Below are 24,470 nucleotides of genomic sequence, written 5' to 3' on the forward strand. Positions count from 1 at the left end.
GCGCGCGAGGTCGCGCTATGTGGGGGCGAGGACAAGCAAGGAGCGAGCCGATGACCCTGACCGTTTACCTTTCCGGCGAAATTCACACCGACTGGCGCGACCGGATCATTGCCGGGGCCGAGGGGCTCGACCTGGCGTTTTCCGCGCCGGTGACTGATCACGCCGCCAGTGATGATTGCGGCGTGGCGATCCTGGGCGCGGAAGAGAACAAGTTCTGGCATGATCACAAGGGCGCCAAGCTCAACGCCATCCGCACTCGCAAGGGGATCGAAGAGGCCGATGTGGTCGTGGTCCGGTTCGGTGACAAGTACAAGCAGTGGAACGCCGCCTTTGATGCCGGCTATGCCGCCGCGCTGGGCAAGTCGATCATCGTGCTGAACCCGCCGGAGCATCAGCATGCGCTGAAAGAGGTTCACGCCGCCGCCCTTGCCGTGGCCGAGGAGCCGCAGCAGGTGGTGGAGATCCTGCGTTACGTGTTGACCGGCGCGCTGCCGGGCTGACCGACAGGCAGGGCGCAAGCGAGGCGGAGGCTGGTCCCCTCAGTCCCGCGGCGGGGTCACCAGCCCGGTTTGCACCGCCGGCCGGGCGAGGAACCGGTCGAGATAGGCGATGGTGCGCGGATACTCCGCCCATCCCACCGCGTCTCGGGCGCCGTAACGCTCGAGCACGCGCAGCCAGGGGGCGATGGCGATATCGGCGATGGAATAGGCGTCGCAGACCCAGTCGCGCCCCGCCAGCCGCCCCTCCAGCACCGCGAGCAACCGGCGTGTTTCCGTGACATAGCGCGCGTGCGGCCGGGGATCGTCGATCTCGGCGCCGCCGAAGGCGTGGAAATAGCCCAACTGCCCGAACATCGGACCGACCCCGCCCATCTGCCACATCAGCCACTGGATGATCTGCATCCGCTCGGTCGCGCTCTCCCCGAGGAATTTTCCCGTCTTTTCCGCCAGGTAGATCAGGATCGCACCGCTTTCGAACAGGGCCATCGGTGCCCCGTCGGGGCCGTGGGGGTCGATGATCGCCGGGATCTTGTTGTTGGGGTTCAGCGACAGGAACGCCGGGCTTTTCACGTCGGCGTCGTCCAGCGTGACCTTGTGTGCCTCGTAACGCAGGCCGGTTTCCTCCAGCATGATCGAGGCCTTGACCCCGTTCGGGGTGGGAAAGGAATAAAGCTGGATCACCCCCGGATCGGCGGCAGGCCAGCGCCGGGTGATCGGAAAATCGGAAAGATCGGTCATCTGGGAGTCCTTCGTCAGGTGCCGCGAGGATAGCGGTTTTGACGCAAGGGGCCATGTGTCAAAACGAAAGAGGGTTGGGAATCATGTGGATTCAAGGTTAAGGTGCATCCCCAAATTATGAATAACAGTGTATTGGCCCGACTTGGGCCCCGGTTGAGGGAAACAGTGAAATGATCAAGGAATTCAAGGATTTCATCGCCAAGGGCAATGTCATGGACATGGCCGTCGGCATCATCATCGGCGCCGCGTTCACGGCGATCGTCAAATCCATGGTGGGGGATCTCATCAACCCCTTCGTCGGGCTTTTTCTGGGCGGCGTGGATTTCACCAACCTCTATGTCGTGCTGTCGGGCGACGTGCCCTCGGGCGCGAGCCTCGAGGCGGCGCGCGAGGCGGGTGCGGCTGTCTTCGCCTATGGCGCCTTCATCATGGCGGTGATCAACTTCCTGATCATCGCTTTCGTGGTCTTCATGCTGGTGCGCTATGTCAACAAGGTCAAGGACATGGCCGCGCGCGAGGAAGAGGCCGTGGAAGAGGCGGCCCCGGCCGGCCCCAGCGAGCTTGACGTTCTGCTGGAGATCCGGGATTCGCTCAAACAGGGGTGATCGCACCGGCGACACCCGAGATGAACAGGCAGGCAGGGCACCGGGGCATTCCCGGTTGCCCTGCCTGCACACAGCTAAAGAAGAGGCAACATGCAAAACCTGATCGCGGAACTCGGCCCGTTTGCGCCGATCGTTCTCAATGCAGCCAAGGCGCTGGCCGTTCTTGTCCTGGGCTGGATCGCCGCCGGCGCCATCGCCGGGCTGGTCCGGCGCCGGGTGAACGCCACCCCCCGGATCGACCCGACGCTGGGCAATTTCCTGGCCAGCACGGTGAAATGGGTGATTCTGGCGGTGGTGCTGGTCGCGGTCCTGGGCATCTTCGGCATCCAGGCGACCAGTCTCGTCGCCATCCTCGGTGCCGCCTCGCTGGCCATCGGCCTTGCGTTGCAGGGCACGCTCAGCGATCTGGCGGCGGGGGTGATGCTGGTGATCTTCCGGCCCTACAAGCTGGGCCAATATGTCGATATCGGCGGCACCTCGGGCACGGTTCGGGACCTGACCCTGTTCACCACCGAGCTGATCACCCCGGATAACGTGCAGATCATCATGCCCAACGGCAAGGCCTGGGGCGCCATCATCACCAATTACTCGGCGCATGAGACCCGGCGCGTCGACCTGACCTTCGGCATCGACTATGGCGACGATGCCGACACCGCGATGCGGATCATCCTCGAGACTGCGCAGGCCGATGGCCGCGTGCTCGCCGATCCGGAGCCCTGGGTGCGGGTGACCAACCTTGGTGACAGTTCGGTCGATCTTACCGCGCGGCTGTGGTGCGAGGCGGCGGATTACTGGGATCTGAAGTTCACCCTGACCAAGGCGATCAAGGAAGCCTTTGACAAGGGCGGTATCTCGATCCCCTATCCGCACCAGGTGGAGATCCAGAAACAGGGGTAAATCGCCCCCGTTTCGTACAGTTTGGACCGGCCGGTTTTTCCGGCCGGTTTTTTCGTGGGGCGGTCAGATAGTCGAGGTGTCGGCGGGACCCCCGGGGATGACACTCGGTCGGGCATCGGAACAGAAAGCGCCCCGACGACCTTCTGGGGGGTCAGGCCTTCACCACCAGCTGCGGCGAGACGACGTCGATCCCCAGTGCCTTGCCGACGGCGTAATAGGTCAGCTGGCCCGCGTGCACGTTCAACCCGTTCAGCAGGTGCGGGTTGTCGGCGCAGGCCTGTTTCCAGCCCTTGTCGGCAAGTTCCAGCATGAAGGGCATGGTGGCGTTGCCCAGCGCGATGGTCGAGGTGCGCGCCACCGCGCCGGGCATGTTGGCGACGCAGTAATGAATGATGCCGTCCACGTCATAGATCGGGTCCTGGTGGGTGGTCGGTTTCGAGGTTTCGAAACAGCCGCCCTGGTCGATCGCCACGTCGACCAGCGCCGAGCCCGGCTTCATTGTCGAAAGCTGGTCCCGGGAGACCAGTTTCGGCGCGGCGGCCCCGGGGATCAGGACGGCGCCGATCACCATGTCCATTTGCGGCAGCAATTCGGTGAGCGCGCCGGCATCGGAATACTGGGTGGTCAACCGCCCCATGAACACATCGTCGAGGTAGGAGAGCCGCGCCACCGAGCGATCCAGCACGGTGACATTGGCGCCCATGCCGACGGCAACGCGCGCCGCCGCCGTGCCCACGACACCGCCGCCGATGATGGCGACATTGGCGGGCCGGACGCCGGGCACACCGCCCAGCAGCACGCCGCTGCCGCCATTGGCTTTTTGCAGCGCCCAGGCCCCGGATTGCGGCGCCAGTCGCCCGGCCACCTCGGACATCGGCGCCAGCAGCGGCAACCCGCCCCGGTCGTCGGTCACGGTCTCGTAGGCGATGGCGGTGCAACCCGAGGCGAGCAGGTCGCGGGTCTGGTCCGGGTCGGGGGCGAGGTGCAGATAGGTGAACAACAGGTGCTTGTCGGTCAGCATCTTGCGCTCGCCGGCCTGCGGTTCCTTGACCTTGACGATCATCTCGGCGGTGTCGAAAATATCCTTGGCGGTCGGCAGGATCGTCGCGCCGGCGGCCTGATAGGAGGCATCGTCGAACCCCGCGCCGATCCCGGCGCCGGTTTCAATGAACACCTGGTGACCATGCGCCACCGCCTCGCCGGCGGCGTTCGGCGTCATCCCGACGCGGAACTCCTGCGGTTTGATTTCTTTCGGGCAACCGATTTTCATGCCACATCCTCCCCGAGGGCGTAAATCCTGCTGAAAAAATAGGCGAGATGCCGTGCAATGTCTGTGTAAACTTGCCTCGCACAACCGGGTGTTATCGAATAGTCTTCGATAAATTCAATATTTTCCGCAAAGGACGTGCGCCTGTGACGCTAGACACAGTGGATCGTAGAATTCTCGGGGCGCTCCAGAAAAAGGGGCGGATGTCCAACTCGGACCTGTCCGAACAGATCAACCTGTCGCCCTCGGCCTGTCATCGGCGGGTCCAGCGGCTGGAAACCGAGGGCTATATTCGCGACTATGTCGCGCTTCTGGACGAACGCAAGATGGGCCTGCCCACCACCGTGTTCGTCGAGATCACGTTACAGGCCCAGGCCGACGAGGTGCTGGACGATTTCGAACGGGCCGTGGCGCGGATTCCGTCGGTGCTGGAGTGCCATCTGATGGCCGGCACCGCCGACTATATCCTCAAGATCGTTGCCGAGAACACCGAGGATTTCGCCCGCATTCACCGCCAGTACCTGTCGCGTCTGCCGCGCGTGGCACAGATGCAGTCGAGCTTTGCGCTGCGCACCGTGTGTCGGACAACGGCCCTGCCGGTCTGATCCCCGGCGCCGCCGCGCATCGGCCTTGCGGGGCGGGTCGTCGCCGGTGGGGCCTTGTGTCTTGCAGGCGGCGACACCAGATTTTTACACTCGGGGGGTAGGTCCCCCGGCGACACTTTGGAAAGGACCCGATTTTGACAGACGAGAGTGACAGGCATTCGCTGGACTGGCTTGAGGCCGAACTGCAGGACACGTTCGACGAGGACATCGAGATCGAGTTCGCCGAACCGATGCTGTCGCTTGAGATCCGCAAGATCTATCGCGAGGCGCATCCCGAGATGCTGGATCGCAAGGTCTATTTCCATAACCTGCTGCGGCTTCAGGCAGAACTGATCAAGGTGCAGGACTGGGTCGAGCATACCGGCGCCAAGGTCTGCATCCTGTTCGAGGGCCGCGACAGCGCCGGCAAGGGCGGGGTGATCAAGCGGATCACCCAGCGGCTGAATCCGCGCGTCGCCCGGGTGGTCGCGCTGCCCGCGCCCTCGCGCCGGGAGCAGAGCCAGTGGTACTTCCAGCGCTACGTGCCGCATCTGCCTGCCGCCGGTGAAATCGTGCTGTTCGACCGCTCGTGGTACAACCGGGCCGGGGTCGAGCGGGTGATGGGCTTTGCCTCCGACGATCAGGTCGAGCAGTTTTTCCAGGACGTTCCGGAATTCGAGCGCATGCTGGTCCGCTCCGGCATCATCCTGTTGAAATACTGGTTCTCGATCACCGACGAGGAACAGCAGTTGCGGTTCCTCATGCGGATCCACGATCCGATGAAACAGTGGAAACTGTCGCCGATGGACCTGGAATCCCGCATCCGCTGGGAGGATTACACCAAGGCCAAGGAAGAGATGTTCGCCCGCACCAACATCCCCGAGGCGCCCTGGTACATCGTCGAGGGCAACGACAAGAAACGCGAACGGCTGAATTGCATCGAGCATCTTCTGACCAAGATCCCCTACGAGGAGGTGGAGCACGAGAAGGTCGAACTGCCCGAGCGGGTCTATAACCCCGATTACGAGCGGCGGGTTTTGCCGGACGAGCTTTACGTGCCCAAGATCTACTGACGGAACGCTCGCCTCACGTTGACAGGGGGCGGGCGGCGTGCTGACCTTCAGTCCTGCCGGGCAGGGAGGAGAGCCGCCATGTCAGATGCCCCTGTCTACGAGATCGACCCACAGGCGTTCTGGGCCGACCCCTATCCGGACCTCAAGCGCATGCGCGCGCGGGGGCCGGTGCTGCGCGTGCCGCGACTGGGCGCGACGCTGCTGACCCGGCGCGATGACATCTTCGAGAACGAGAAGAAGACCGAGGTATTCTCTTCGGACCAGCCCGGCGGGCTGATGACCGTGCTGATGGGGCAGAACATGATGCGCAAGGACGGCGTGGCGCATATGGCCGAACGCCGCGCGATCTTTCCCACCGTGTCGCCGAAGACGGTGAAACAGGTCTGGACCGCGCAGTTCCGCACCCAAACCGCCCGCATCCTTGACGACTTGGCGCCGCGCGGCGCCTGCGACCTGGTGGCCGACTATGCCATGCCGGTGTCGGGCGAGGCGCTGAAAGCCATCACCGGGCTGACCAACATGACCGCGCATGAAATGAACCGCGTCAGCCAGGGCATGATCGACGGCTGCGCGAATTACGCCGGCGACCCGGGGATCGAGGCCAACTGCCACGATTGCACCGCCTCGATCGACCGTCATATCGACGGCATGATCCCGGTGCTGGACGCGGCACCGGACCAGTCGCTGCTGTCGGTGCAGCGGCAGGCGGGGCTGTCGGACGAACAGGTGCGGGCCAATGTGAAACTGGCGATCTCAGGCGGCCAGAACGAACCACGCGATGCCATCGCCGGCACGGCCTGGGCCCTGCTGACCCATCCCGACCAGTTGGAGCAGCTGCGGGGCGGACAGGTAACCTGGCTGCGCGCCTTCGAGGAATACGCGCGCTGGATCTCGCCCATCGGCATGTCGCCGCGCCGGGTGGCGCAGCGCTACGAGCTGCACGGCGTCACGCTGGAGCCCGAGGACCGGGTGTTCCTGATGTTCGGTTCAGGCAACCGCGACGAGGATGTCTTTGCCAACCCCGATGCCTTCGACACTGGGCAGGACATCAGCGCCGCCATCTCCTTTGGTGCCGGGCCGCATTTCTGCGCCGGGGCCTGGGCGTCAAAGGCGCTGATCGCCGAGGTGGCGCTGCCGATGCTGTTCCAGCGGTTCCCCGATCTGCGCCTTGCTGGTCCCGCGCGTTTCGGCGGCTGGGCCTTTCGCGGGCCGCTGAGCATGCCCGTGGAATGGGGCTGAGTCCGGTTCAGCCCTCGCGCGTGAGGTAGGATTCGAAGGCTGCCAGGGTCACGTCCGAGACGTGATGCTCCATCCCCTCGGCGTCCAACTCGGCGGTCTCGGGCGGCACCCCGAGGGCCACCAGGACCGCCACCACCGTGCGGTGCCGGGCCCGCACCCGGTCGGCCAGCGCCAGCCCCTCGTCGGTCAGGAACACGCCGCGGTAGGGGCGCGAGATCGCCAGCCCCTCGCGCTTGAGCCGCGCCACCGCCTTGGTCGCGGTGGGGTGGGTCACCCCCATCCGCCGGGCGATATCGGTGATCCGGGCCTCGCCCATCTCTTCCAGCAGGTCGCCGATCATTTCGGCGTAATCCTCGAGAACCGCCATCGCCTGTGCGGCCCGAGCCTGGTTGAAACGGTCGGGTTGCGCCGCCGCTTCGGCCTCGGCCTCGGGCGTGGGATCTGGGGGCGGGCGATGGGGCACGGGGGGAGGTCTCCGGTCCGGACGAGGATAGTCAAGGAGAAGGCATAAATTGCAGATGCCGGAATAATTTGCAAACAGGCTTTCAATTTATATCGAAGTCAAGGCTATATCAGATTGCCACTTGTTAAAAGTGTAGCCTTGGGTTTATTTGCGATTGCCCTAGGTGGCTGAACGATTTTCGGACAGGACAAAGAGATGAAATCCACATCGACCGGTCGCACGCGCCTTGGCATCTCGGAAGTGCTCGAGGGCCGGCGCCACGGGCTGCGCGCGGCGTTGTTGTTCGCGGGGCCGGCGATCATCGCCTCGGTCGCCTATATCGACCCGGGCAACTATGCGACCAACATCCAGGCCGGGGCTGGCTATGGCTATGCGCTGCTGTGGGTTGTGCTGGTCGCCAACCTGATCGCGATGCTTTTCCAATCACTATCGGCGCGGTTGGGCATCGTCACCGGCCGCAACCTGGCCGAGCTGTGTCGTGACCATTTCCCGCGTCCCGTGGTCTGGATCATGTGGGCGGTGAGCGAGGTCGCCGCGATGGCGACCGATCTGGCCGAGTTTCTTGGCGGGGCGATCGGGTTGGCGTTGTTGTTCAACATGCCGCTGATGGCGGGGATGGGGGTCACCGCGGTGGTGACCTATGGAATCCTGCTGTTCGAGGGGCGCGGATTTCGCCCGATGGAACTGATCATCGGCACCTTCGTTGCCATCATCAGCCTGTGCTACCTGATCGAGATCTTCATCGCGCCGGTCGACTGGGGCGAGGCGGGGGCCGGTCTGATCACCCCTTCGCTGCCGGATCTGACCGCCTTGACCATCGCGGTCGGGGTGATCGGGGCCACCGTGATGCCGCATGCGATCTATTTGCATTCCGGCCTGACCCAGAACCGCGCGCAGGCGCGCAACGACAAGGACCGTCGCAAGATCCTGACCTTTTCCAACCGCGAGGTGGTGCTGGCGCTGGCCGCCGCCGGGATGGTGAACATCGCGATGGTGATGATGGCTGCCGGTGCCTTTCATTCCGGTCACGCCGAGGTGGCCGAGATCGAGACCGCCTATCACATGTTGACGCCGCTGCTGGGCAGCGCGGCGGCGGCGGTATTCCTGGTGTCGCTGATCGCCTCGGGCATCTCCAGCTCTGTGGTGGGGACGATGGCGGGGCAATTGATCATGCAGGGCTTCATCCACATGCGCCTGCCGATCTGGTTCCGCCGCGCGGTGACGATGATCCCCGCCTTTGCCGTGGTGGCGATGGGGGTGAACGCGACCCAGGCGCTGGTGGTATCCCAGGTGATCCTGTCGATCGCGCTGCCGGTGCCGATGGTGGCGCTGATCATCTTCGTCTCGCGCACCGATATCATGGGCGCCTTCCGCATCGGACGGCTGACGCAGGTGCTGGCGGTGATCGGGGCGGGGATCGTCCTGAGCCTCAACATGGTACTGCTGCTGCAGACCTTCGGCGTCAGCATGCCGGGGCTGGGCTGAGCGCCAAGGCCCCCCTGAAAAAAAACAAACCCCCGGGCCAAGGCACGGGGGTCGTCTGAATAAGCGTCAGAATAGGCCGCTTGAAGGTGTGCTTAGAGCATCCCCTCGCGCTGAGCTTTCTTGCGCGCCAGCTTACGGGCACGACGGATCGCTTCAGCTTTCTCGCGCGCTTTTTTCTCGGACGGTTTCTCGAAATGTTGCTTGAGCTTCATTTCGCGGAAAACGCCTTCGCGCTGCAGCTTTTTCTTCAGGGCACGAAGCGCCTGATCGACATTGTTGTCGCGAACACTAACCTGCATGTGGTTGTCACCACCTTTCTAGATTCGAGTTGCAAGGATTTGCAGGAAGTGGCCGTATAGCAAGTGACGCCTATCTTGTCTAGTATGCCGACCAACGAACCAGAGGACGTCATCACCATGCAACAGGACGACACCAGGGAGCGGCTGCTGGATGCCGCATTGAACCACGTGGCCTTCGACGGATGGTCCGACACCACCTTCAAGGCCGCGGTCGCCGACGCGGGGATCGACCCGGTGCTGGCGCAGGCGATGTGTCCGCGCGGTGCGGTGGACCTCGCGCTTGCCTTTCACGCGCGCGGCGATGCGGCGATGCTGGATCTGCTGTCGGCAGCGCATCTGGACGGCATGCGGTTCAGCGACAAGATCGCACTCGCGGTGCGGTTCCGGCTCGAGGCGGTCCCGGACAAGGAGGCGGTGCGCCGGGGCGTGACCCTGTTTGCGCTGCCGCAGCACGCCGCCGCCGGCGCGCGCGCGATCTGGAACACCTGCGACCTGATCTGGACCACGCTGGGCGATACCTCGCGCGATGTGAACTGGTACACCAAGCGCGCCACGCTGTCGGCGGTCTATTCCTCGACCGTGCTCTACTGGCTGGGTGACGACAGCCCGGGGCATGAGGCGACCTGGGCCTTTCTCGACCGGCGGATCGACGACGTGATGCGCTTCGAGGGGGTCAAGGGAAAGATCCGCAGCAACCCGCTGTTGAAACCGCTGCTGGCCGGGCCGGAATGGCTGGCGGGCCAGATCCGGGCGCCGAAGGACATGCGTGACGATCTGCCGGGCTCGCTCGGGGGGCGTTAAATCACGGTGCTGAGCGTCACCGCATGCAGTGCGCTGAGTGCGAGGGCACCCCGGACCAGCGGGCTACGTGGCAGCGCCAAAAGGCTCATGACCGACCAGACGATCTGGGTGGGCAACAGCCCCAGCAACACCGCCATGGCGGTTTCGTCATGACCGGTGGGCCAGGCGTAGAGGCCCAGCGTGCTGAGCAGGGCGAGGGTGAGCAAGAGGCAGCCCAACAGCCGGCGGGACGGGGACTCCGGCCCCAGGATTGTACAAACCGCCGGGCGGCCTGACAGCGCCAGCCAGCCCAGCGGCAGGGTGACGGCGACATTGGCGCCAAGCGAGATATAGAGCATCAGTGGAAACATGGGCCGGACCCTAGCCGATTGCGGCCGGGGGGCAAGCGGCGGCGCTCACTCGCGTCGTGGAAAATTTCGGTGTATGCCGGGGGCAAATCGAACAGGGCGCGGGGCCGCGCCAAGCAGGAAGGACGACCAGATGAGCGAAACCATGCGAGCCGTCGAGATCAGCGAACCGGGCGGGCCGGAGGTTCTGAAACTGGCCGAGCGCCCGGTGCCGCAGCCGGGTCATGGGCAGGTGGTGATCAAGGTGGCCTATGCCGGTGTCAACCGGCCCGACGCGCTGCAACGGGCGGGGGCCTATGCGCCGCCGCCGGGGGCCAGCGACCTGCCGGGGCTGGAGGCCTCGGGTGAGGTGGTGGCGCTGGGCGACGGGGTCAGTGAATGGGCCGTCGGGGACCAGGTCTGCGCGCTGCTGCCCGGCGGCGGCTATGCCGAGTATGTCGCTACCCCTGCCGCCCATTGCCTGCGCCTGCCCGAGGGGATGGGGCTGAAACAGGCCGCCTGCCTGCCCGAAACCTTTTTCACCGTCTGGACCAACGTGTTCAACCGGGGCGGGCTGACCGGCGGCGAGCGGTTCCTTGTCCATGGCGGCACCTCGGGGATCGGCACCACGGCGATCCAGCTGGCAAACGCCTTTGGCGCGCGGGTCTTCGCGACGGCGGGATCGGACGAGAAATGCAAGGTCTGCACCGACCTGGGCGCCGAGCGCGCGATCAACTACCGCGACGAGGATTTCGTCGAGGTGCTGCGCGCGGCGGGCGGGGCCGACCTGATCCTCGACATGGTGGGGGGCGATTACATCCCGCGCAACGTCAAGGCATTGGCCAACGATGGGCGGCTGGTGCAGATCGCCTTTCTGAGCGGGCCGAAGGTCGAGCTGAACTTTGCCCAGGTGATGGCGCGGCGGCTGACGATCACCGGCTCGACCCTGCGGCCGCAGAGCGACCTGGCCAAGGCGCGCATCGCGCAGGATCTGGCCGAGAAGGTCTGGCCGCTGCTGGACGCGGGCCGTGTCGCCCCGGTGATGGACAGCGAGTTCCCGCTGGCAGAGGCCGCTGCCGCCCATGCCCGTCTGGAAAGCGCGGGCCATATCGGCAAGGTGGTGCTGAAGGTGGCGTGAGGCGCCCGACGCAGACCGAGTGACAAAGGGCCGGGCGCAACACCCGGCCCTCCCGTCACTCCACCGCGCGGCGGTAGAAATGCCAGCTCGCGTGGCCCAGAACCGGCAGGACCACCACCAGCCCCAGCAGCAGCGGCAGCGCCCCGAGCACCAGGGCGCCGCCGATCAGCGCGCCCCAGCTCAGCACCACGCGCGGGTTGTCGCGCAGCAGCCGGACCGAGGTCGCCACCGCCACCGGCACGCCCACGTCGCGCGCCAGCAGCAGCGGGAAGGAGACCACGCTGATCGCCAGCGCCGCCAGCGCGAAACAGAACCCCACGAGGGTTCCCGCGATGGCCATGATCCAGCCCGCCGGGGTCGTCGCCACGTCGCGCAGGAAGCCGGGGATCGAGGTTGGCGCGGCCGGTCCCAGGGTCCAGCCATAGATCGTATGTGCCGCGATCATCCAGCCGACGAACAGCGCCGAGAGGTAGCCCCCCAGCACCAGCACGGCGCCGAAGCGGGGATGGCGCACCACCCCCAGCCCGTCGAGCCAGCTGGCGCTTTGACCCGCTTCGCGCCTGCGGCTCATCTCGTAGAGGCCGACCGCCGCCACCGGACCCAGCAGGGCAAAGCCCAGAACCAGCGGCAGCAGGAGCGGTAGGAGCTGCATGTGCAGCGCCACCCCCATCAGCACCAGCCCCGCAGTTGGGTAGACCAGCACCAGGAACATCACGTCGGTACGTCCGGCGAGGAAATCGCGCCAGCCTGCGCGCAGGGCGTGGCCGATATCCGCGATCTCCAGCTTGCGGGTGCGCGGCATTGCGGAGCTGTCATCCCCGCCCAGTTGCTCTGTCGCCGCGCCCAGGTGTCGCCCCGCCGCGCCCAGGTTCCGCGCCGCCCAGCTCAGCGGGTTTCCGATTGTCTGTGCCATTTCTCCTCCTCCATGGCGATGTGCTGCGCCGTGGGCCCGGATCCTGGCCTGACATCGCCGACGGCCAGACAGGGCGGCAACTTGCGAGAGTAGTCTAGCATGAATTCGCCCCTCCCGCAGTCACGCCTTCGGGAGGGGCGCCGGGCGCGGTCAAAGGGCCATGGACACCGGCGCGGATTGCGGCATGATCGGCACCGGAAAAGAACAGCATAGGGAAGGGGACGCGATGACCGAAACCGCACGCACCGTCATGTTTCACGAGGCCGGAGGGCCCGAGGTCATGCGGATCGAGGACCGCCCGCTGGGCGATCCCGGCCCCGGCGAGGTCCGCATCCGGCACCGGGTCTGCGGGCTGAACTTCATCGACGTCTACCAGCGCAGCGGGCTTTACCCGATGGAATTGCCGCACGCGCTGGGCATGGAGGCCGCCGGCGTGATCGAGGCGGTGGGCGAGGGGGTGAGCCACCTCAAGCCGGGTGACCGTGCCGCCTATGCGGCGATGCCGCCGGGCGCCTATTCCGAGGCCCGGGTGATGCCGGCCGCGCAGGTCTGTCCGCTGCCCGATGCCATCGGGTTCGAGACCGCCGCCGCGATGATGCTCAAGGGGATGACGGTGGAATATCTGTTTCACCGCACCACGCCGCTGAAACGCGGCGATACCGTGCTGTTTCATGCCGCCGCCGGGGGCGTCGGGCTGATCGCTTGTCAATGGGCCCGGTCCGAGGGGATCACCCTGATCGGCACCGCCGGGACCGACGAGAAATGCCGCCTCGCGCTGGACCACGGCGCGAGCCATTGCATCAACTACCGGACCGAGGATTTCGCCGCCCGCGTGCGCGAGCTGACCGGCGGCAAAGGGGTGGACGCGGTGATGGATTCCGTGGGCAAGGACACCTTCGAAGGCTCGCTTGATTGCCTCAAGCCGCTGGGCATGATGATCTCTTTTGGCAATGCCTCGGGGCCGGTGCCGCCCTTCAACCTTGCCGTGCTGGCGCAGAAGGGATCGCTCAAGATCACCCGGCCCACGCTGTTCGCCCATACCGCCGATCCCGAGGCCTGCCAGGCAATGGCGCGGCACCTGTTCACCAAGGTGCTGGATGGCGACGTCTCGATCCGCATCGACCAGCGGTTTCCGCTCGAACAGGTCGTCGAGGCGCATCGCACGCTGGAGGCGCGGGCGACCACCGGGAGCACGGTGCTGGAACTCTGAGCGCCGCGCAGACCGAAGACAGGCGGCGGGCCCCTTGGCCTGCCGCCCCTATCGCACCGGCGCGAAGACGGCGTCCTTCAGCGGGCAGTCGGCGATGGTGTCGCGGCCGCAGGGGACCGGTTTGAGGTCGCGCGACAGGCACAGCCGGGCCTCGTGGATGTGGCCGTCCTTGCAGGTGATGGTCAGCATGTCGCGGCTCCAGCCCGGGTTGGCCTGCAGAAACGCCTGTTCCACCACGCTGGCGGGGAGTTTCACCGGCTTGTCGAGCTTGCGGAAGATCTCGGGGCGGTTCACCGTCGCGTAGGCGCGGCGCGACAGGGCGAAGTAATCGCGCGCCGAGAGGCCGGAACAGGTGCCGTGTTTCTTCCACTGGTGCCAGGCGAGGCCGGGGCTGCCCATGATATCGGCCATTTCCGCCGTCATGCCACGGGTGGGGGGCGCCTCGACCGTGCGGCAGTAGGCCGGCCAGCCGCGGTGGTATTGCGGCCACAGCCCGTGCAGCACCCAGCCGTGATCGTGGCGCGGGTGGCATTGGTCCGATCCGCGCGCGTCGCCCTCGGTGGCGCACCAGTTCGGCGACCAGCTCAGGCTGAGCACGTAGTAGTCGAATTCGCCGGCCTTTTCACCGTCGGCCAGCGCGGGCAGGGGGGACAGGCAGGCCAGCAGCCACAGGACGATCCAGCGCATTCACTCTTTCCTTATGCGTTCCGCGCCACTATATAGGCGCCAAGTTCCCCGACAATGGTAACTCGTTCCGGACCCTCCGGGACCGCCGATTTCAGGCGACGGGGAAGTTTTGTTTGAAGGAGATGTACACATGGCAAAACCCCTTATGGCGAAAGCAACCGCCGTGTGGCTGGTGGACAACACGACGATCAGCTTCAAGCAGATCGCCGATTTCGTCGGCATGCACGAGTTGGAGATCCAGGGGATCGCGGACGGCGATGTTGCCGCCGGGGTGAAGGGGTTCGACCCGGTCGCCAACAACCAGCTGACCCAGGAAGAGATCGACAACGCCGAGAAGAACCCGCTGTACAAGCTCAAGCTGAAGTACAACCCGGCCGCCCAGGGCGAGGAAAAACGCCGTGGTCCGCGCTATACCCCGCTGTCCAAGCGGCAGGACCGCCCGGCGTCGATCCTGTGGCTGGTGAAATTCCACCCCGAGCTGAGCGACGGCCAGGTCTCCAAGCTGGTGGGCACGACCAAGCCGACGATCCAGGCGATCCGCGAGCGTACCCACTGGAACATCGCCAACATCCAGCCGATCGACCCGGTGGCACTCGGCCTGTGCAAGCAGTCCGAGCTTGACGCCGCCGTGCAGAAGGCCGCCGCCAAGAAGGCCGCCGATGGCGAAGTGATGAGCGACGACGAGCGCCGCAAGCTGGTCAGCACCGAGCAATCGCTGGGCATGGAAGCCGAACCCAAGATCCCGACCGCGATCGAGGGGCTGGAAACCTTTTCCCTGTCCGGCTCGGACGACAGGCCGGGCAACTCCGATCCGGTGCCGGACGCCGACAGCTTCTTCAACCTGCCGGATGCGGATGAGGACGACGAGGACGAGGACGACAAAGATCCGCGTTTCTGAGACCGGTCTTGCGGCGCGGGGAAACCCGCGCCGTCTAGCCCCGCGCGACCACCCGTTGCAGCCAGGGGATCAGCCCGAACCCCAGCTGCCCGGCCAGCCCCAGCGCGCCCTGAGGGGTTGCCAGCGTCGCCAGAAAGGCGCCGGGTGTCTGGCCGAACGCCAGTGCGGCCAGCGCCAGTTCCGCCACCAACAGCAGGATCAGCGCGAGCCCGCCCATGACCAGCCGGCGGCCCGCGCCCGCCAGCGCCGGGCGCCCCCGCGTGAGCCGCGCGGCAACGATCCAGGACAGCCCCAGCATCACCGGCAGTTCCAGCGCCACGGCGGCCACCGGCCCGACGGTCGGGGCAAGGATCAGCGTGCGGATCGTGCCCAGCACCACGCCGCAGGCGAAGAGGATCAGGAAATAAAGCACCCCCGCGCCGACCGGGGAGAGGGCTGGGCGCGCCATTGCCGGCCCTACAGCTCCTTGCGGGCGCGCAGCGCCGCGCTGATGGTGCCGTCGTCGAGATAATCCAGCTCGCCCCCGATCGGCACCCCCTGCGCCAGCGAGGTCAGCCTGACCTGCCCCTCCAACTGGTCGGCGATGTAATGGGCGGTGGTCTGCCCCTCGACGGTGGCGTTCAGCGCCAGGATCACCTCGGAGATCTGCTCGGAGGCGATCCGGTCGATCAGACGGGGAATGCGCAATTCTTCCGGCCCGACCGAATCCAGCGCCGAGAGCGTGCCGCCCAGCACGTGATAGCGGCCCTTGAACACGCCAGCGCGCTCCATCGCCCAGAGATCGGCGACGTCCTCGACCACGCAAAGCTCGCCGGTGGCGCGTTTCTCGCTGTTGCAGATGTCGCAGATGTCGCCGGTGCCCACGTTGCCGCAGTTGAGGCATTCGCGGGCGGTGGCGGCGACCGTCTGCATCGCGTCGGCCAGCGGCGTCAGCAGCAGCGCGCGCTTGCGGATCAGGTGCAGCACCGCGCGCCGGGCCGAGCGCGGCCCGAGACCCGGCAGCTTGGCCATCAGGTCGATCAGGGCCTCGATTTCGCCGGTGGAACTCACGCGCGGTGCCGTCCGTTCAGGTCAAGCCACCGTTCAGAACGGCAGCTTGATATCCTTGGGCAGGCCCATGCCTTCGGTCAGGGCGGCCATTTCCTGCTGTGCCTTTTCCGCCGCCTTGGTCTGGGCGTCCTTGATGGCGGCCAGGATCAGGTCCTCGACCACCTCCTTGTCGTCGCCATTGAAGATCGACGGGTCGATGTCCAGCGCGGTCAGCTCGCCCTTGGCGGTGGCGGTGGCCTTGACCAGGCCAGCGCCGGATTCGCCGGTGACGCTCAGGTTGGCCAGATCGTCCTGCATCTGGGCCATTTTGGTCTGCAGTTCCTGTGCGGATTTCATCATCTTGGCCATGTCGCCAAGTCCGCCCAAACCTTTCAGCATCGTTATCTCCTGTGAGGAATGCGTTCGTTGGACCCTAAATACGGGGGGCGACGGGTTCGCACAAGGGCGCCGGTTGCGGGCGTTCCGCTCTGACCCTGAACCGGGCGCGATAGGCGCCGGGAGTAAGCCCGGTGCAGCCCTTGAAGGCGCGGGAAAAGGCCGAGGCATCCCGGTAGCCGACAGCCCAGCCGACCGCGGCGGTGCTGTCCGCGCTCCGCTCCAGCGCGCCGCGCGCCTTTTCCACCCGTAGCCGTTGCAGGTAAGCCGCCGGGGTCAGGCCGGTCGCGGCCTGGAACCGGCGCAACAGGCTGCGTTCGCTCAGCCCGGCATGGGAGGCAAGGGTCGCAACGCTCAGCTGTTCGGCATAGTCGCTGTCCATTGCCCGCTGCGCCCGCAAAACGGCGGCATCGCCGTGGTCGCGGGACGGGCGAAAGCCCGAGTAATGCCGCTGTTCCCGCCCGGCGGGATCGACCAGCAGATGCCGCGCGAGGCGCGAAACCATGTCGGGACCGAACCACAGCCCGGTCAGGTGCAAGCCGAGGTCGAGCCAGGCCATCAGCCCGCCGGCGGTAATGACGTCCAGATCGTCGACAAGGATGTGTTCGGGTTGCAGGTCGACCAGTGGAAAGGCGGCGCGAAACGCCGGCTCCAGTGCCCAATGCGTGGTGGCGGGGCGATTGTTCAGGAGCCCCGCATGCCCGAGCCAGAACGCCCCGGCACAGACCGAGGTGGCCAGCGCGCCGGTATCGTGCTGTGCCTTGGCCCAATGGCACAACGGGTGGTCGGGGTGCGCCCGGGTCGGCTCCAGCGAGGGCGGGAAGAGGACGGCATCGAATGGCCCGTCCGGCAGGTGGGCCTCCGAGACAGTGACGGTCTCCACCGTTGGCGGCCGGTCTTCGCCGCGCGCCAGCCGGGGCAGCAGGGCAAAGACGTCGGCCAGCCCCTCCAGCGCCGAGCGCTGTACGCCGGGATAGGCGGCCAGTGCGAGGCGGATCGGGGAGATTGGCGGTTTCTGCATTAAAATTGTCATAAGCGCCAATGCTCATCCCGGTCAAGATCGGGCAGTTTGAACCCTGTTTCGTACAAGATGGGAAAGGGCCGAACAGATGACCAAACACGCGCTGATCCTTGTGGACATCCAGAACGATTACTTCGAGGGCGGCCTTTGGCCGGTGGCGAAGATGGCGGCGGTCGCGGCGAAGGCTGCCCGGCTGCTGGCGGCGGCGCGGGCGGCCGGCAGCTTGGTGATCCATGTGCGGCACGAGATGCCGTCGGAGCAGGCCCCGTTCTTTCGCCCTGGCAGCGAAGGCGCCGCGATCAACCCGGCGGTCACGCCGCAGGACGGCGAGGCGGTGATCGTCAAGGCCCGCCCCAACAGCTTTCAGGGCACCGACCTGCTCGACCGTTTGCGCGACGCGGGAATAGAGAGGGTGACGATCTGCGGCGCGATGAGCCAGATGTGCATCGACGCCACCACCCGGGCGGCAGTGGATCACGGCTTTGCGGTGACGGTGGCCCAGGATGCCTGCGGTGCGAAAGAGGTCGAGTTCGGCGGGGTGACGCTGACCGCCGAACAGGTCCATGCGGCCTTCATGGCGCCACTGGCGATGAGCTATGCCAAGGTGATGACAACGGATGAGGTTCTGGCGGGGTAGGGGGCGGATCAACCCGTCATCGCCGGGAGGACAGGGAAGGGGGGAGACCGGCGTCCGGAAGAGTAGCCGGGCGCGACTCCGCGAAAACGGGGTTTTCGCTCTGTCGCGTTCGGGCGATTTGCTCCGCAAATCACCCGTCCTCGAACGGGTCCCATTCGTCCTCGACCTCGGGCAGGGCCTCGGCCTCGGCGCTGGCGGCGATCTGTTCCGGCGTGCGGATCTCGGTGATCTTGGCCTGCGGGAACCGGGCCAGCACCGCCTGCACCATCGGATGCTCGCTGGCCTCGGCGCGCAGGGCGTTTTCGGCGGCGTCACGCTCCTCGGCGATGGTAGGGCTGCCGCCGTCGTTGACGACAGTGACCGCCCAGCGGTTGCCGGTCCAGGCCTGCAGTCTCTGGCCCAGTTGCTGGGCCAGGTCGCGGGCGGCGCCGGGGGCGGGCTCGAATTCGATCCGTCCGGGCTGATAGCTGACAAGGCGGACGCCGGTTTCCACCTCGATCAGCAGCTTGCCGTCGCGGTTGGCGCGGATCAGTTCGACCACGTGGTGAAAGGTGGGATAGCGGGCCAGAGATTGCGCCACCTCCTGCGCCAGCGCCGCCTGCGGCGCGCCGCCCGGGGCGCCGGAGGAGATGGTCCGGCCCTGAACCGGGGCCGCGCCGGCCTGCGCCATCGGTGCGCCGCCTGAGCGCCCCCCGCCGCCGGGGCCATTGGGGCCGCCGGCGGGGGGCGGCGGGCTGTCGTGCAGCTTGCGCAGCAGTTCCTCGGGGCTGGGCAGGTCGGCCACATGGGTCAGCCGGATCACCGCCATCTCGGCCGCCATCATCGCGTTGGGTGCGGCGGCCACCTCTTCCATCGCCTTGAGAAGCATCTGCCACATCCGGCTGAGCACCCGCATCGGCAACGCCTCGGCCATGGATTGGCCGCGGGCCCGCTCATCGGGCGAGACGGTGGGGTCCTCGGCGGCGTCCGGGGTGATCTTGACCACGGAAATCCAGTGGGTGATCTCGGCCAGGTCGCGCAGCACCGCCATCGGGTCGGCGCCCTCGGCGTATTGCGAGGACAGTTCGGCCAGCGCGCCGGCCGCGTCGCCCCTCAGGATCAGGTCCAGAAGGTCCAGCACCCGCCCGCGGTCGGCCAGCCCGAGCATGGCGCGGACCTGCTCTGCCGTGGTCTCGCCGGCGCCGTGGGAAATCGCCTGGTCCAGCAGCGAGGTGGCATCGCGCGCCGACCCCTCGGCCGCGCGGGTGATCAGCGCCAGCGCATCCTCGGCGATCTGCGCGCCCTCGGCATCGGCGATGCGGCGCAGCAGGGCGATCTGATCCTCGGGCTCGATCCGGCGCAGGTCGAATCGCTGGCAGCGCGACAGCACGGTGACCGGCACCTTGCGGATCTCGGTGGTGGCAAAGATGAATTTCACATGCTCGGGCGGCTCTTCGAGCGTCTTGAGCAGCGCGTTGAAGGCGCTGGTCGAGAGCATGTGCACCTCGTCGATGATGTAGATCTTGTAGCGGGCGCTGGCGGCCCGGTAGCGCACCGAATCGATGATCTCGCGGATGTCGCCGACGCCGGTGCGGCTGGCGGCGTCCATCTCCATCACGTCGACGTGGCGGCCCTCCATGATCGCCTTGCAGTGTTCGCAGACGCCGCAAGGTTCCGTTGTCGGCCCGCCGGTGCCGTCGGGGCCGATGCAGTTCATGCCCTTGGCGATGATCCGCGCGGTGGTGGTTTTCCCGGTGCCGCGAATGCCGGTCATGATGAAGGCCTGGGCGATGCGGTCGGCGGCAAAGGCGTTTTTCAGCGTCCGCACCATCGCCTCCTGCCCGACCAGGTCGGCAAAGGTCTCGGGACGGTACTTGCGGGCGAGAACCTGATAGGCGGGGCTGTCGGACAAGGGGGCTACCTGCGCATGAAGGGGTTGCGTGCCGAACCTATTGTCTGGGCGGCGCGAGGTCCAGTGGCGGCGCGGCGTCGGGTTGGCGGGATGCGCTCAAACCAGAACCTCGTTCAGCCGGGTGTCGATCCTGCAGATGTGGCTTTCCAGCCAGTGGTCGAGCGTGTCCAGCAGCTTCGTCGCAAGGGCGGCGTCAAACCCCTCATCCCGGAACCGGACGTTTTCCTTGTCCACGAGGCGCAGGAACAGCCCATGCTCGTGCTTGTTCTGGGTCGCAACCGGGCATTTGTGCATGAACATGCAGTTTTCCTCGACCGCGAAGTGCATTTCGCAGTAGCTGGTCAGGAAATCCAGGAACAGGTCGTAGGTCTTTTTCCCCTCGCCCGCCTCGAGCGTGTGGCGAAACTGTTCGGAGGCGGTGAACAGCATCCTGTGCTGATCGTCGATCTTTGCGTCGCCGGTCGCGAACCGGGGTTCCCATTTCATGATCGTTACCTACTCCGACTCACGCCCTGCCGGCGCAGATGTCAGATTGAACACGCCCAAGGATGCGCGCGTCAAGGTTGCGGGGGAAACAGGGGGCTGGACAGGGTGAGGGGAGGGCGGATGCTCGGAACCACCTTGCCCGACGGGATGTGGCGACTGCCATCGCCCGAGGGCAGACCGACGGCCCGGAAATCATGGGCACGCGGTTGCGTCAGGTGAGAGGCTGGACAACGACCCAAGCGGGGCTCGTTACGGCTGCTTCCTTCCGGATCTGACCGGGTTGGCGAGGCGCCTGCCCGCGCCAACCTCTCGACGCGCAACATAGGCAGTTGTCCTCCGAATGACAAGGGAGGGAGGCGCGGTTTCCGGATCAGCCGAGCGGCAGCCGCAACCGCAGGAATCCGTCGGGATCGCGCCCGAGGTCGATGATGCCGCGTCCGGCCAATTCGCCCAGGTGGGTGCGGGCGCCGAGGCCGGTTTGCAGGATCGCGGTGGTCTTCGGCACCGGGGCAAGGCGCCAGGGCGGCGGTGCGGTTTCAAGCGGGTCGCGGGGCAACTCGCCCGCGATGTAGTCGCGCAGGGCATCGCCGATTCGCAGCGAAGGGAGCGGAATAGGCCGGACCCCGCGCAGCGCGGCAAAGGCGCCGCCACCGGCCGCGCGGTAGCCGTTGAGCGCGACGGCAAAGCGCTGGTCGGGCGCAAGCGGCCGGCCGTTCCAGGCAAGGTCGCGAATGCGCCCAGCACCATCCGGGCGGGGCGTTCCATCGGGGGTGTAGAGCGGTGCGGCGGTGACATCCACCGCATAGCTGAGCCCATGCAGCACGTCGAACCCGTGGCCCGGCAGCAGGGGATCGGTCAGCGGCGCATCCGTGCTGCCCGGTGCGATCTGGTGGAACTGCCCGGCGGCCTGTTCGAGCCAGTCGCGGATCTGCGCTCCGGTCAGCACCACCCCGGCCAGCGTGTTGGGGAACGGAGACAGGTCGCAGAGGTGCCGCAACCGCAGCGGCCCGGCGGGGACATCGGTGTAATGCGTCGGGCCGCCACGCCCGCCGGTCTTGCCCGGCGCGGCGGCCGAGAGCAACGGCAGCCCCTCGGCCTCGGTTCCGACCAGATGCGGGCGCAGCGCCGCCGCCTGCGCCGCCGCGACCAGGGCCAGCGCCCGGTCGGGGGCGAAGAAGCTGAAATAGCTGTGCAGGGGATGCGCGCTCTGGCCTATCGGCGTGCGCAGGGCGGTGCGGGTGGCCTCATGGGCGGGGGCGATCAGCCGGGCCAGCGCGGGGTCCTCTGCCGCAAGCGGTTGGAGATGCCCGCCCGAATCGCGCCGGGTCACCGGGCGCAGTGCGGCGGTGGCGCGGGCCACGGTCCAGCCTCCGGCGGTCCGTGCGAGGGCAAGGTCGATCACCCCGAGGTGCGACCCGGCATAGCCCGGCATCACCGCGGGCCGGTCCGGGTCGTCCCAGGTTTGCGCCTCGTGGCTGTGGCCACCCAGCGCCACGTCGACACCGGGCAGGGCGGCGAGTGTGCGCAGGGCGTTCTCGGCCATGGGCTTGGCGGCGGCGTTGTCGGGCTCGGGGCCGGTGTGGGCCAGCGCGATGACCAGGTCGCAGCCCGCCTGACGCAACGCGTCGGCCTCGCGTGCGGCGCTTTGCACGATGTCGTCGAACCCGACCCGCCCCGCCAACAGGGCGCGGTTCCAGATGCCGGTTTGCGGCGGCAGCACCGAGAAGACGCCGATGCGCAGCGGGGCACCGTCCGGTGTCCGGCGGTCTAGGATCGCGCGGGGCCGCAGCCCGGCCGGCAGCGCGGTGCCCTTGGGGCGCAGGTTGGCGCAGAGCGCCGGGCAGGGGGCGGCGGCCAAGGCGCGCTCCAGCGCCTCCAACCCGAAATCGAAATCATGGTTGCCCAGCCCGATGGCGTCATAGCGCAAATGGTCGAAGGCCCGCATCAACGGGTGTGGTCCGGCCCCTGGCGCGGCGGCGGGTTCGTCCATCGGTGTGCCCTGCATGCCGTCGCCGTTGTCGAACAACAGCACCAGCGCGCTGTCGCGCGCGGCCTCGTCCCGCGCGGTGGCGATCAGGCTGGCGATTCGGGTCAGGCCCCGCGCCGGGTCGGGCCGGTCGGCGCCATAATCGAAGCCGGTCAGATGCATGTGCAGGTCGCTGGTTGCGAGGATGCGCAAGCGGGCGTCTGCGCCGGGCATGGGGCGGCTCCGTTCGGTGAGGGCAGGGCGGTTTCTCCCTTTCAAGCACGAAGCCCGGGCCGGTGAAACCCGCTTTCGGTTGCAACCTGCCCGTGTCGATGATGCCACGTCGCGCCCGAAAGCGGTTGAGTTGCATCGCGTCGCGTGGCACCGCAGGTTCGGGCGCGATGGACCGGAAAAGGGGCGGGCGATGAGAACGGCGGAACAGGTGACCTTCGGGGGATCCGGACTGAACCGGGCGGCTGAGATTCGCGGTGACGCCGAGGCGCTGGCGCGGGCGATGGCCGATCCGGCGGCGCGCTGCCTGCCGATGTGGCGGGGCAAGCCGCTGGTGCGGGGCGTGGGCCTGGATAGGCTCGGGATGATCGAAATGGATCACCCTGTCCTGTCGGCGGGGATGGGCAAGGCGGTTCGCGATCCGATCCTGCTGGGGCTGGACGAGGCGGGCGCACCGCTGTTCGCCCGCGACCTGTCACGATGGGAGCCGGAGGCGTTGGACTATGGCGCGCTGGGCAGTTTCGTGGACCGCTCGGAACAGCGCCATCCGGACCTGCCGGAGGACACCGCCTTTGCCGAGTTGCGCCGGGTGATGACCCGCCTCGACCCGCGCGATGCCGAGCTTGCCGCCACCGCCAAGGCGATTATCGGCTGGCATGAAACGCATGGGTTCTGTGCCCGCTGCGGCGCGGAAAGCGCCATTGAGCAGGCCGGCTGGCAGCGCATCTGCCTGGACTGCGGCGGTCATCATTTCCCGCGCACCGACCCGGTGGTGATCATGCTGATCACCCATGGCGAGTCGGTGCTGATGGGGCGCTCGCCCGGTTGGCCCGAGGGGATGTATTCGCTGTTGGCCGGTTTCGTCGAGCCGGGCGAGACGCTGGAGGCCGCGGTGCGCCGCGAGGTGATGGAAGAGGCCGGCGTGCCGGTGGGGCGGGTCAGCTATCTCGCCAGCCAGCCATGGCCGTTTCCGGCGTCGCTCATGTTCGGCTGCGCGGGCGAGGCGCTGGCGCGCGAGATCACCATCGACCCGGTCGAGATCGAGGACGCGATCTGGGTCACGCGCGCCGACATGATGACCGCCTTTGCCGGTGAGCACCCGGTGTTGAAGCCGGCGCGAAAAGGCGCAATTGCGCATTTTCTTTTGCAAAACTGGCTTGCGGATACCCTGGATTGAAGGGAAACTCGCGGGCGCGTTGAGAGAGGTTGAACCAGGCATGCAGTTTTCGAGCAAGGAAGATATCGACGTCCCCATCGAAGAGGTGTTCGCCGCGATCAGCGATTTCGACGCTTTCGAGCGGTCGGCGATCCGGCGCGGGGTCGAGGTCGGGCGGGTGGACGAGGCCGCCCCGGTCGCGCCGGGCATGGCGTGGGACGCCGCCTTTCAACTGCGGGGCAAGCGCCGTGATCTGCACCTGGTCCTGTCCAAGATGACCGCACCGGAGGAAATGCAGTTTGAATCCGAGTCCTCCGGCCTGACCGGGGTCATGACCGTCGAACTGGTGGCGCTCTCGCCCCAGCGGACGCGTATGGCCATTGTCCTGAACCTGGCGCCAAAGACGCTTTCGGCGCGGCTGTTCCTGCAGTCGCTGAAGCTGGCCAAGACCTCTCTGACCAAGCGGTTCAAGCTGAAGGTGGCCGAGTTTGCCAAGTCGATCGAGGACAAGCGGACAACCCGCACGGCCTGACG

Annotated in this window: 27 protein-coding genes, 1 other RNA gene and 1 pseudogene; 14 read left to right on the forward strand and 15 right to left on the reverse strand. The window is 66.9% G+C overall.

All coding sequences use genetic code 11. From position 1 onward, the window contains the following. The first annotated feature begins 50 nt into the window (after positions 1-50). Positions 51-500: a YtoQ family protein gene (locus tag ABWV23_RS15980; protein ID WP_353349540.1), complete on the forward strand. Its 450-nt coding sequence runs from the start codon at positions 51-53 to the stop codon at positions 498-500. A gap of 39 nt (positions 501-539) precedes the next feature. Here the strand turns inward: ABWV23_RS15980 and ABWV23_RS15985 are convergent, their stop codons facing one another. Continuing rightward, positions 540-1,238 (reverse strand): glutathione S-transferase family protein, encoded by a 699-nt coding sequence (locus tag ABWV23_RS15985; protein WP_353349542.1) that lies wholly within the window; start codon positions 1,236-1,238, stop codon positions 540-542. A 170-nt stretch (positions 1,239-1,408) separates the two neighbouring features. Between ABWV23_RS15985 and mscL the strand changes: the two genes are divergently transcribed. Next, complete coding sequence (mscL, locus tag ABWV23_RS15990; protein ID WP_353349544.1) at positions 1,409-1,843, forward strand: large conductance mechanosensitive channel protein MscL; 435 nt, start codon at positions 1,409-1,411, stop codon at positions 1,841-1,843. Between the two features lie 90 nt (positions 1,844-1,933). After that, positions 1,934-2,740, forward strand: coding sequence for a mechanosensitive ion channel family protein (locus tag ABWV23_RS15995; protein WP_353349546.1), 807 nt, complete (start codon positions 1,934-1,936; stop codon positions 2,738-2,740). A gap of 151 nt (positions 2,741-2,891) precedes the next feature. Here the strand turns inward: ABWV23_RS15995 and ald are convergent, their stop codons facing one another. Then, positions 2,892-4,010, reverse strand: coding sequence for an alanine dehydrogenase (gene ald / locus ABWV23_RS16000; RefSeq protein WP_353349548.1), 1,119 nt, complete (start codon positions 4,008-4,010; stop codon positions 2,892-2,894). Positions 4,011-4,153: 143 nt separating this feature from the next. On the opposite strand from ald, the gene ABWV23_RS16005 reads away from it, so the two are divergent. The 3 genes from ABWV23_RS16005 (at position 4,154) to ABWV23_RS16015 (ending at position 6,903) form a co-directional block, all read left to right on the forward strand. Next, positions 4,154-4,612, forward strand: a complete 459-nt coding sequence (locus ABWV23_RS16005; RefSeq protein ID WP_353349550.1) for an Lrp/AsnC family transcriptional regulator — start codon at positions 4,154-4,156, stop codon at positions 4,610-4,612. Positions 4,613-4,746: 134 nt separating this feature from the next. Then, positions 4,747-5,664 carry a polyphosphate kinase 2 gene (ppk2, locus tag ABWV23_RS16010; protein WP_353349552.1) on the forward strand — a complete coding sequence of 306 codons (918 nt, stop codon included), beginning with the start codon at positions 4,747-4,749 and terminating at the stop codon, positions 5,662-5,664. 78 nt (positions 5,665-5,742) lie between these two features. Further along, entirely contained in the window at positions 5,743-6,903 is a 1,161-nt protein-coding gene (locus tag ABWV23_RS16015) for a cytochrome P450 (protein WP_353349554.1), read from the forward strand. Positions 6,904-6,910: 7 nt separating this feature from the next. Here the strand turns inward: ABWV23_RS16015 and mntR are convergent, their stop codons facing one another. Further along, on the reverse strand, positions 6,911-7,366 hold the full coding sequence (gene mntR, locus ABWV23_RS16020) for a manganese-binding transcriptional regulator MntR (RefSeq protein WP_353349556.1): 456 nt from the start codon (positions 7,364-7,366) through the stop codon (positions 6,911-6,913). 195 nt (positions 7,367-7,561) lie between these two features. On the opposite strand from mntR, the gene ABWV23_RS16025 reads away from it, so the two are divergent. After that, entirely contained in the window at positions 7,562-8,851 is a 1,290-nt protein-coding gene (locus tag ABWV23_RS16025) for an Nramp family divalent metal transporter (RefSeq protein WP_353349558.1), read from the forward strand. A gap of 92 nt (positions 8,852-8,943) precedes the next feature. Here ABWV23_RS16025 and rpsU read toward each other — a convergent pair whose 3' ends face one another. Continuing rightward, complete coding sequence (gene rpsU / locus ABWV23_RS16030) at positions 8,944-9,150, reverse strand: 30S ribosomal protein S21 (protein ID WP_008207378.1); 207 nt, start codon at positions 9,148-9,150, stop codon at positions 8,944-8,946. An 84-nt stretch (positions 9,151-9,234) separates the two neighbouring features. On the opposite strand from rpsU, the gene ABWV23_RS16035 reads away from it, so the two are divergent. Then, the gene (locus ABWV23_RS16035) at positions 9,235-9,951 is read left to right on the forward strand and encodes a COQ9 family protein (protein ID WP_353349560.1); all 717 of its coding nucleotides are present in this window, start codon (positions 9,235-9,237) and stop codon (positions 9,949-9,951) included. Here the strand turns inward: ABWV23_RS16035 and ABWV23_RS16040 are convergent. Then, complete coding sequence (locus ABWV23_RS16040; RefSeq protein ID WP_353349562.1) at positions 9,948-10,301, reverse strand: hypothetical protein; 354 nt, start codon at positions 10,299-10,301, stop codon at positions 9,948-9,950. The two genes, ABWV23_RS16035 and ABWV23_RS16040, sit on opposite strands and share 4 nt — an antisense overlap. A gap of 130 nt (positions 10,302-10,431) precedes the next feature. Here ABWV23_RS16040 and ABWV23_RS16045 point away from each other — a divergent pair, with 130 nt between their 5' ends. Then, positions 10,432-11,415, forward strand: a complete 984-nt coding sequence (locus ABWV23_RS16045) for an NAD(P)H-quinone oxidoreductase (RefSeq protein ID WP_353349564.1) — start codon at positions 10,432-10,434, stop codon at positions 11,413-11,415. 55 nt (positions 11,416-11,470) lie between these two features. Here the strand turns inward: ABWV23_RS16045 and ABWV23_RS16050 are convergent, their stop codons facing one another. After that, positions 11,471-12,328 (reverse strand): DUF2189 domain-containing protein, encoded by an 858-nt coding sequence (locus tag ABWV23_RS16050; RefSeq protein ID WP_353349566.1) that lies wholly within the window; start codon positions 12,326-12,328, stop codon positions 11,471-11,473. Between the two features lie 226 nt (positions 12,329-12,554). On the opposite strand from ABWV23_RS16050, the gene ABWV23_RS16055 reads away from it, so the two are divergent. Beyond that, complete coding sequence (locus ABWV23_RS16055; RefSeq protein WP_353349568.1) at positions 12,555-13,538, forward strand: quinone oxidoreductase family protein; 984 nt, start codon at positions 12,555-12,557, stop codon at positions 13,536-13,538. Positions 13,539-13,586: 48 nt separating this feature from the next. Here ABWV23_RS16055 and ABWV23_RS16060 read toward each other — a convergent pair whose 3' ends face one another. Further along, positions 13,587-14,225 (reverse strand): ribonuclease T2 family protein, encoded by a 639-nt coding sequence (locus ABWV23_RS16060; protein WP_353349570.1) that lies wholly within the window; start codon positions 14,223-14,225, stop codon positions 13,587-13,589. Between the two features lie 130 nt (positions 14,226-14,355). Here ABWV23_RS16060 and ABWV23_RS16065 point away from each other — a divergent pair, with 130 nt between their 5' ends. Further along, a complete protein-coding gene (locus ABWV23_RS16065) occupies positions 14,356-15,123 on the forward strand; it encodes a DUF1013 domain-containing protein (protein WP_353349572.1) in 768 nt (255 codons plus the stop codon). Between the two features lie 34 nt (positions 15,124-15,157). Here the strand turns inward: ABWV23_RS16065 and ABWV23_RS16070 are convergent, their stop codons facing one another. Genes ABWV23_RS16070 through ABWV23_RS16085 form a run of 4 tightly spaced genes read right to left on the reverse strand, consistent with a single transcriptional unit; the run spans position 15,158 to position 17,569 of the window. Beyond that, entirely contained in the window at positions 15,158-15,571 is a 414-nt protein-coding gene (locus ABWV23_RS16070) for a hypothetical protein (RefSeq protein ID WP_353349574.1), read from the reverse strand. A gap of 8 nt (positions 15,572-15,579) precedes the next feature. Beyond that, positions 15,580-16,173 (reverse strand): recombination mediator RecR, encoded by a 594-nt coding sequence (recR, locus tag ABWV23_RS16075; RefSeq protein ID WP_353349576.1) that lies wholly within the window; start codon positions 16,171-16,173, stop codon positions 15,580-15,582. Positions 16,174-16,206: 33 nt separating this feature from the next. Continuing rightward, positions 16,207-16,551: a YbaB/EbfC family nucleoid-associated protein gene (locus ABWV23_RS16080; protein WP_353349578.1), complete on the reverse strand. Its 345-nt coding sequence runs from the start codon at positions 16,549-16,551 to the stop codon at positions 16,207-16,209. 34 nt (positions 16,552-16,585) lie between these two features. Then, on the reverse strand, positions 16,586-17,569 hold the full coding sequence (locus ABWV23_RS16085; RefSeq protein ID WP_353349580.1) for a GlxA family transcriptional regulator: 984 nt from the start codon (positions 17,567-17,569) through the stop codon (positions 16,586-16,588). A gap of 88 nt (positions 17,570-17,657) precedes the next feature. Between ABWV23_RS16085 and ABWV23_RS16090 the strand changes: the two genes are divergently transcribed. Continuing rightward, positions 17,658-18,206 carry a cysteine hydrolase family protein gene (locus ABWV23_RS16090; RefSeq protein ID WP_353349582.1) on the forward strand — a complete coding sequence of 183 codons (549 nt, stop codon included), beginning with the start codon at positions 17,658-17,660 and terminating at the stop codon, positions 18,204-18,206. A 130-nt stretch (positions 18,207-18,336) separates the two neighbouring features. Here the strand turns inward: ABWV23_RS16090 and ABWV23_RS16095 are convergent. From ABWV23_RS16095 to ABWV23_RS16110, 4 genes and pseudogenes are all read right to left on the reverse strand, one after another. Further along, a pseudogene (locus tag ABWV23_RS16095) lies at positions 18,337-20,106 on the reverse strand (DNA polymerase III subunit gamma/tau); the annotation flags it as partial. Between the two features lie 87 nt (positions 20,107-20,193). Further along, positions 20,194-20,583: a bacteriohemerythrin gene (locus ABWV23_RS16100; RefSeq protein ID WP_353349584.1), complete on the reverse strand. Its 390-nt coding sequence runs from the start codon at positions 20,581-20,583 to the stop codon at positions 20,194-20,196. 214 nt (positions 20,584-20,797) lie between these two features. Next, positions 20,798-20,894, reverse strand: an RNA gene (gene ffs, locus ABWV23_RS16105) — signal recognition particle sRNA small type. A 59-nt stretch (positions 20,895-20,953) separates the two neighbouring features. Further along, complete coding sequence (locus tag ABWV23_RS16110; RefSeq protein ID WP_353349586.1) at positions 20,954-22,783, reverse strand: 5'-nucleotidase C-terminal domain-containing protein; 1,830 nt, start codon at positions 22,781-22,783, stop codon at positions 20,954-20,956. A 190-nt stretch (positions 22,784-22,973) separates the two neighbouring features. Here ABWV23_RS16110 and nudC point away from each other — a divergent pair, with 190 nt between their 5' ends. Both nudC and ABWV23_RS16120 read left to right on the forward strand, forming a co-directional pair. Next, positions 22,974-23,957 (forward strand): NAD(+) diphosphatase, encoded by a 984-nt coding sequence (gene nudC, locus ABWV23_RS16115; protein WP_353349588.1) that lies wholly within the window; start codon positions 22,974-22,976, stop codon positions 23,955-23,957. A gap of 40 nt (positions 23,958-23,997) precedes the next feature. Continuing rightward, a complete protein-coding gene (locus ABWV23_RS16120; RefSeq protein WP_353349590.1) occupies positions 23,998-24,468 on the forward strand; it encodes an SRPBCC family protein in 471 nt (156 codons plus the stop codon). The last annotated feature ends 2 nt before the right edge of the window (positions 24,469-24,470 follow it).

The sequence above is a fragment of the Aquicoccus sp. SU-CL01552 genome, assembly GCF_040365005.1.
GTDB lineage: Bacteria > Pseudomonadota > Alphaproteobacteria > Rhodobacterales > Rhodobacteraceae > Antarcticimicrobium.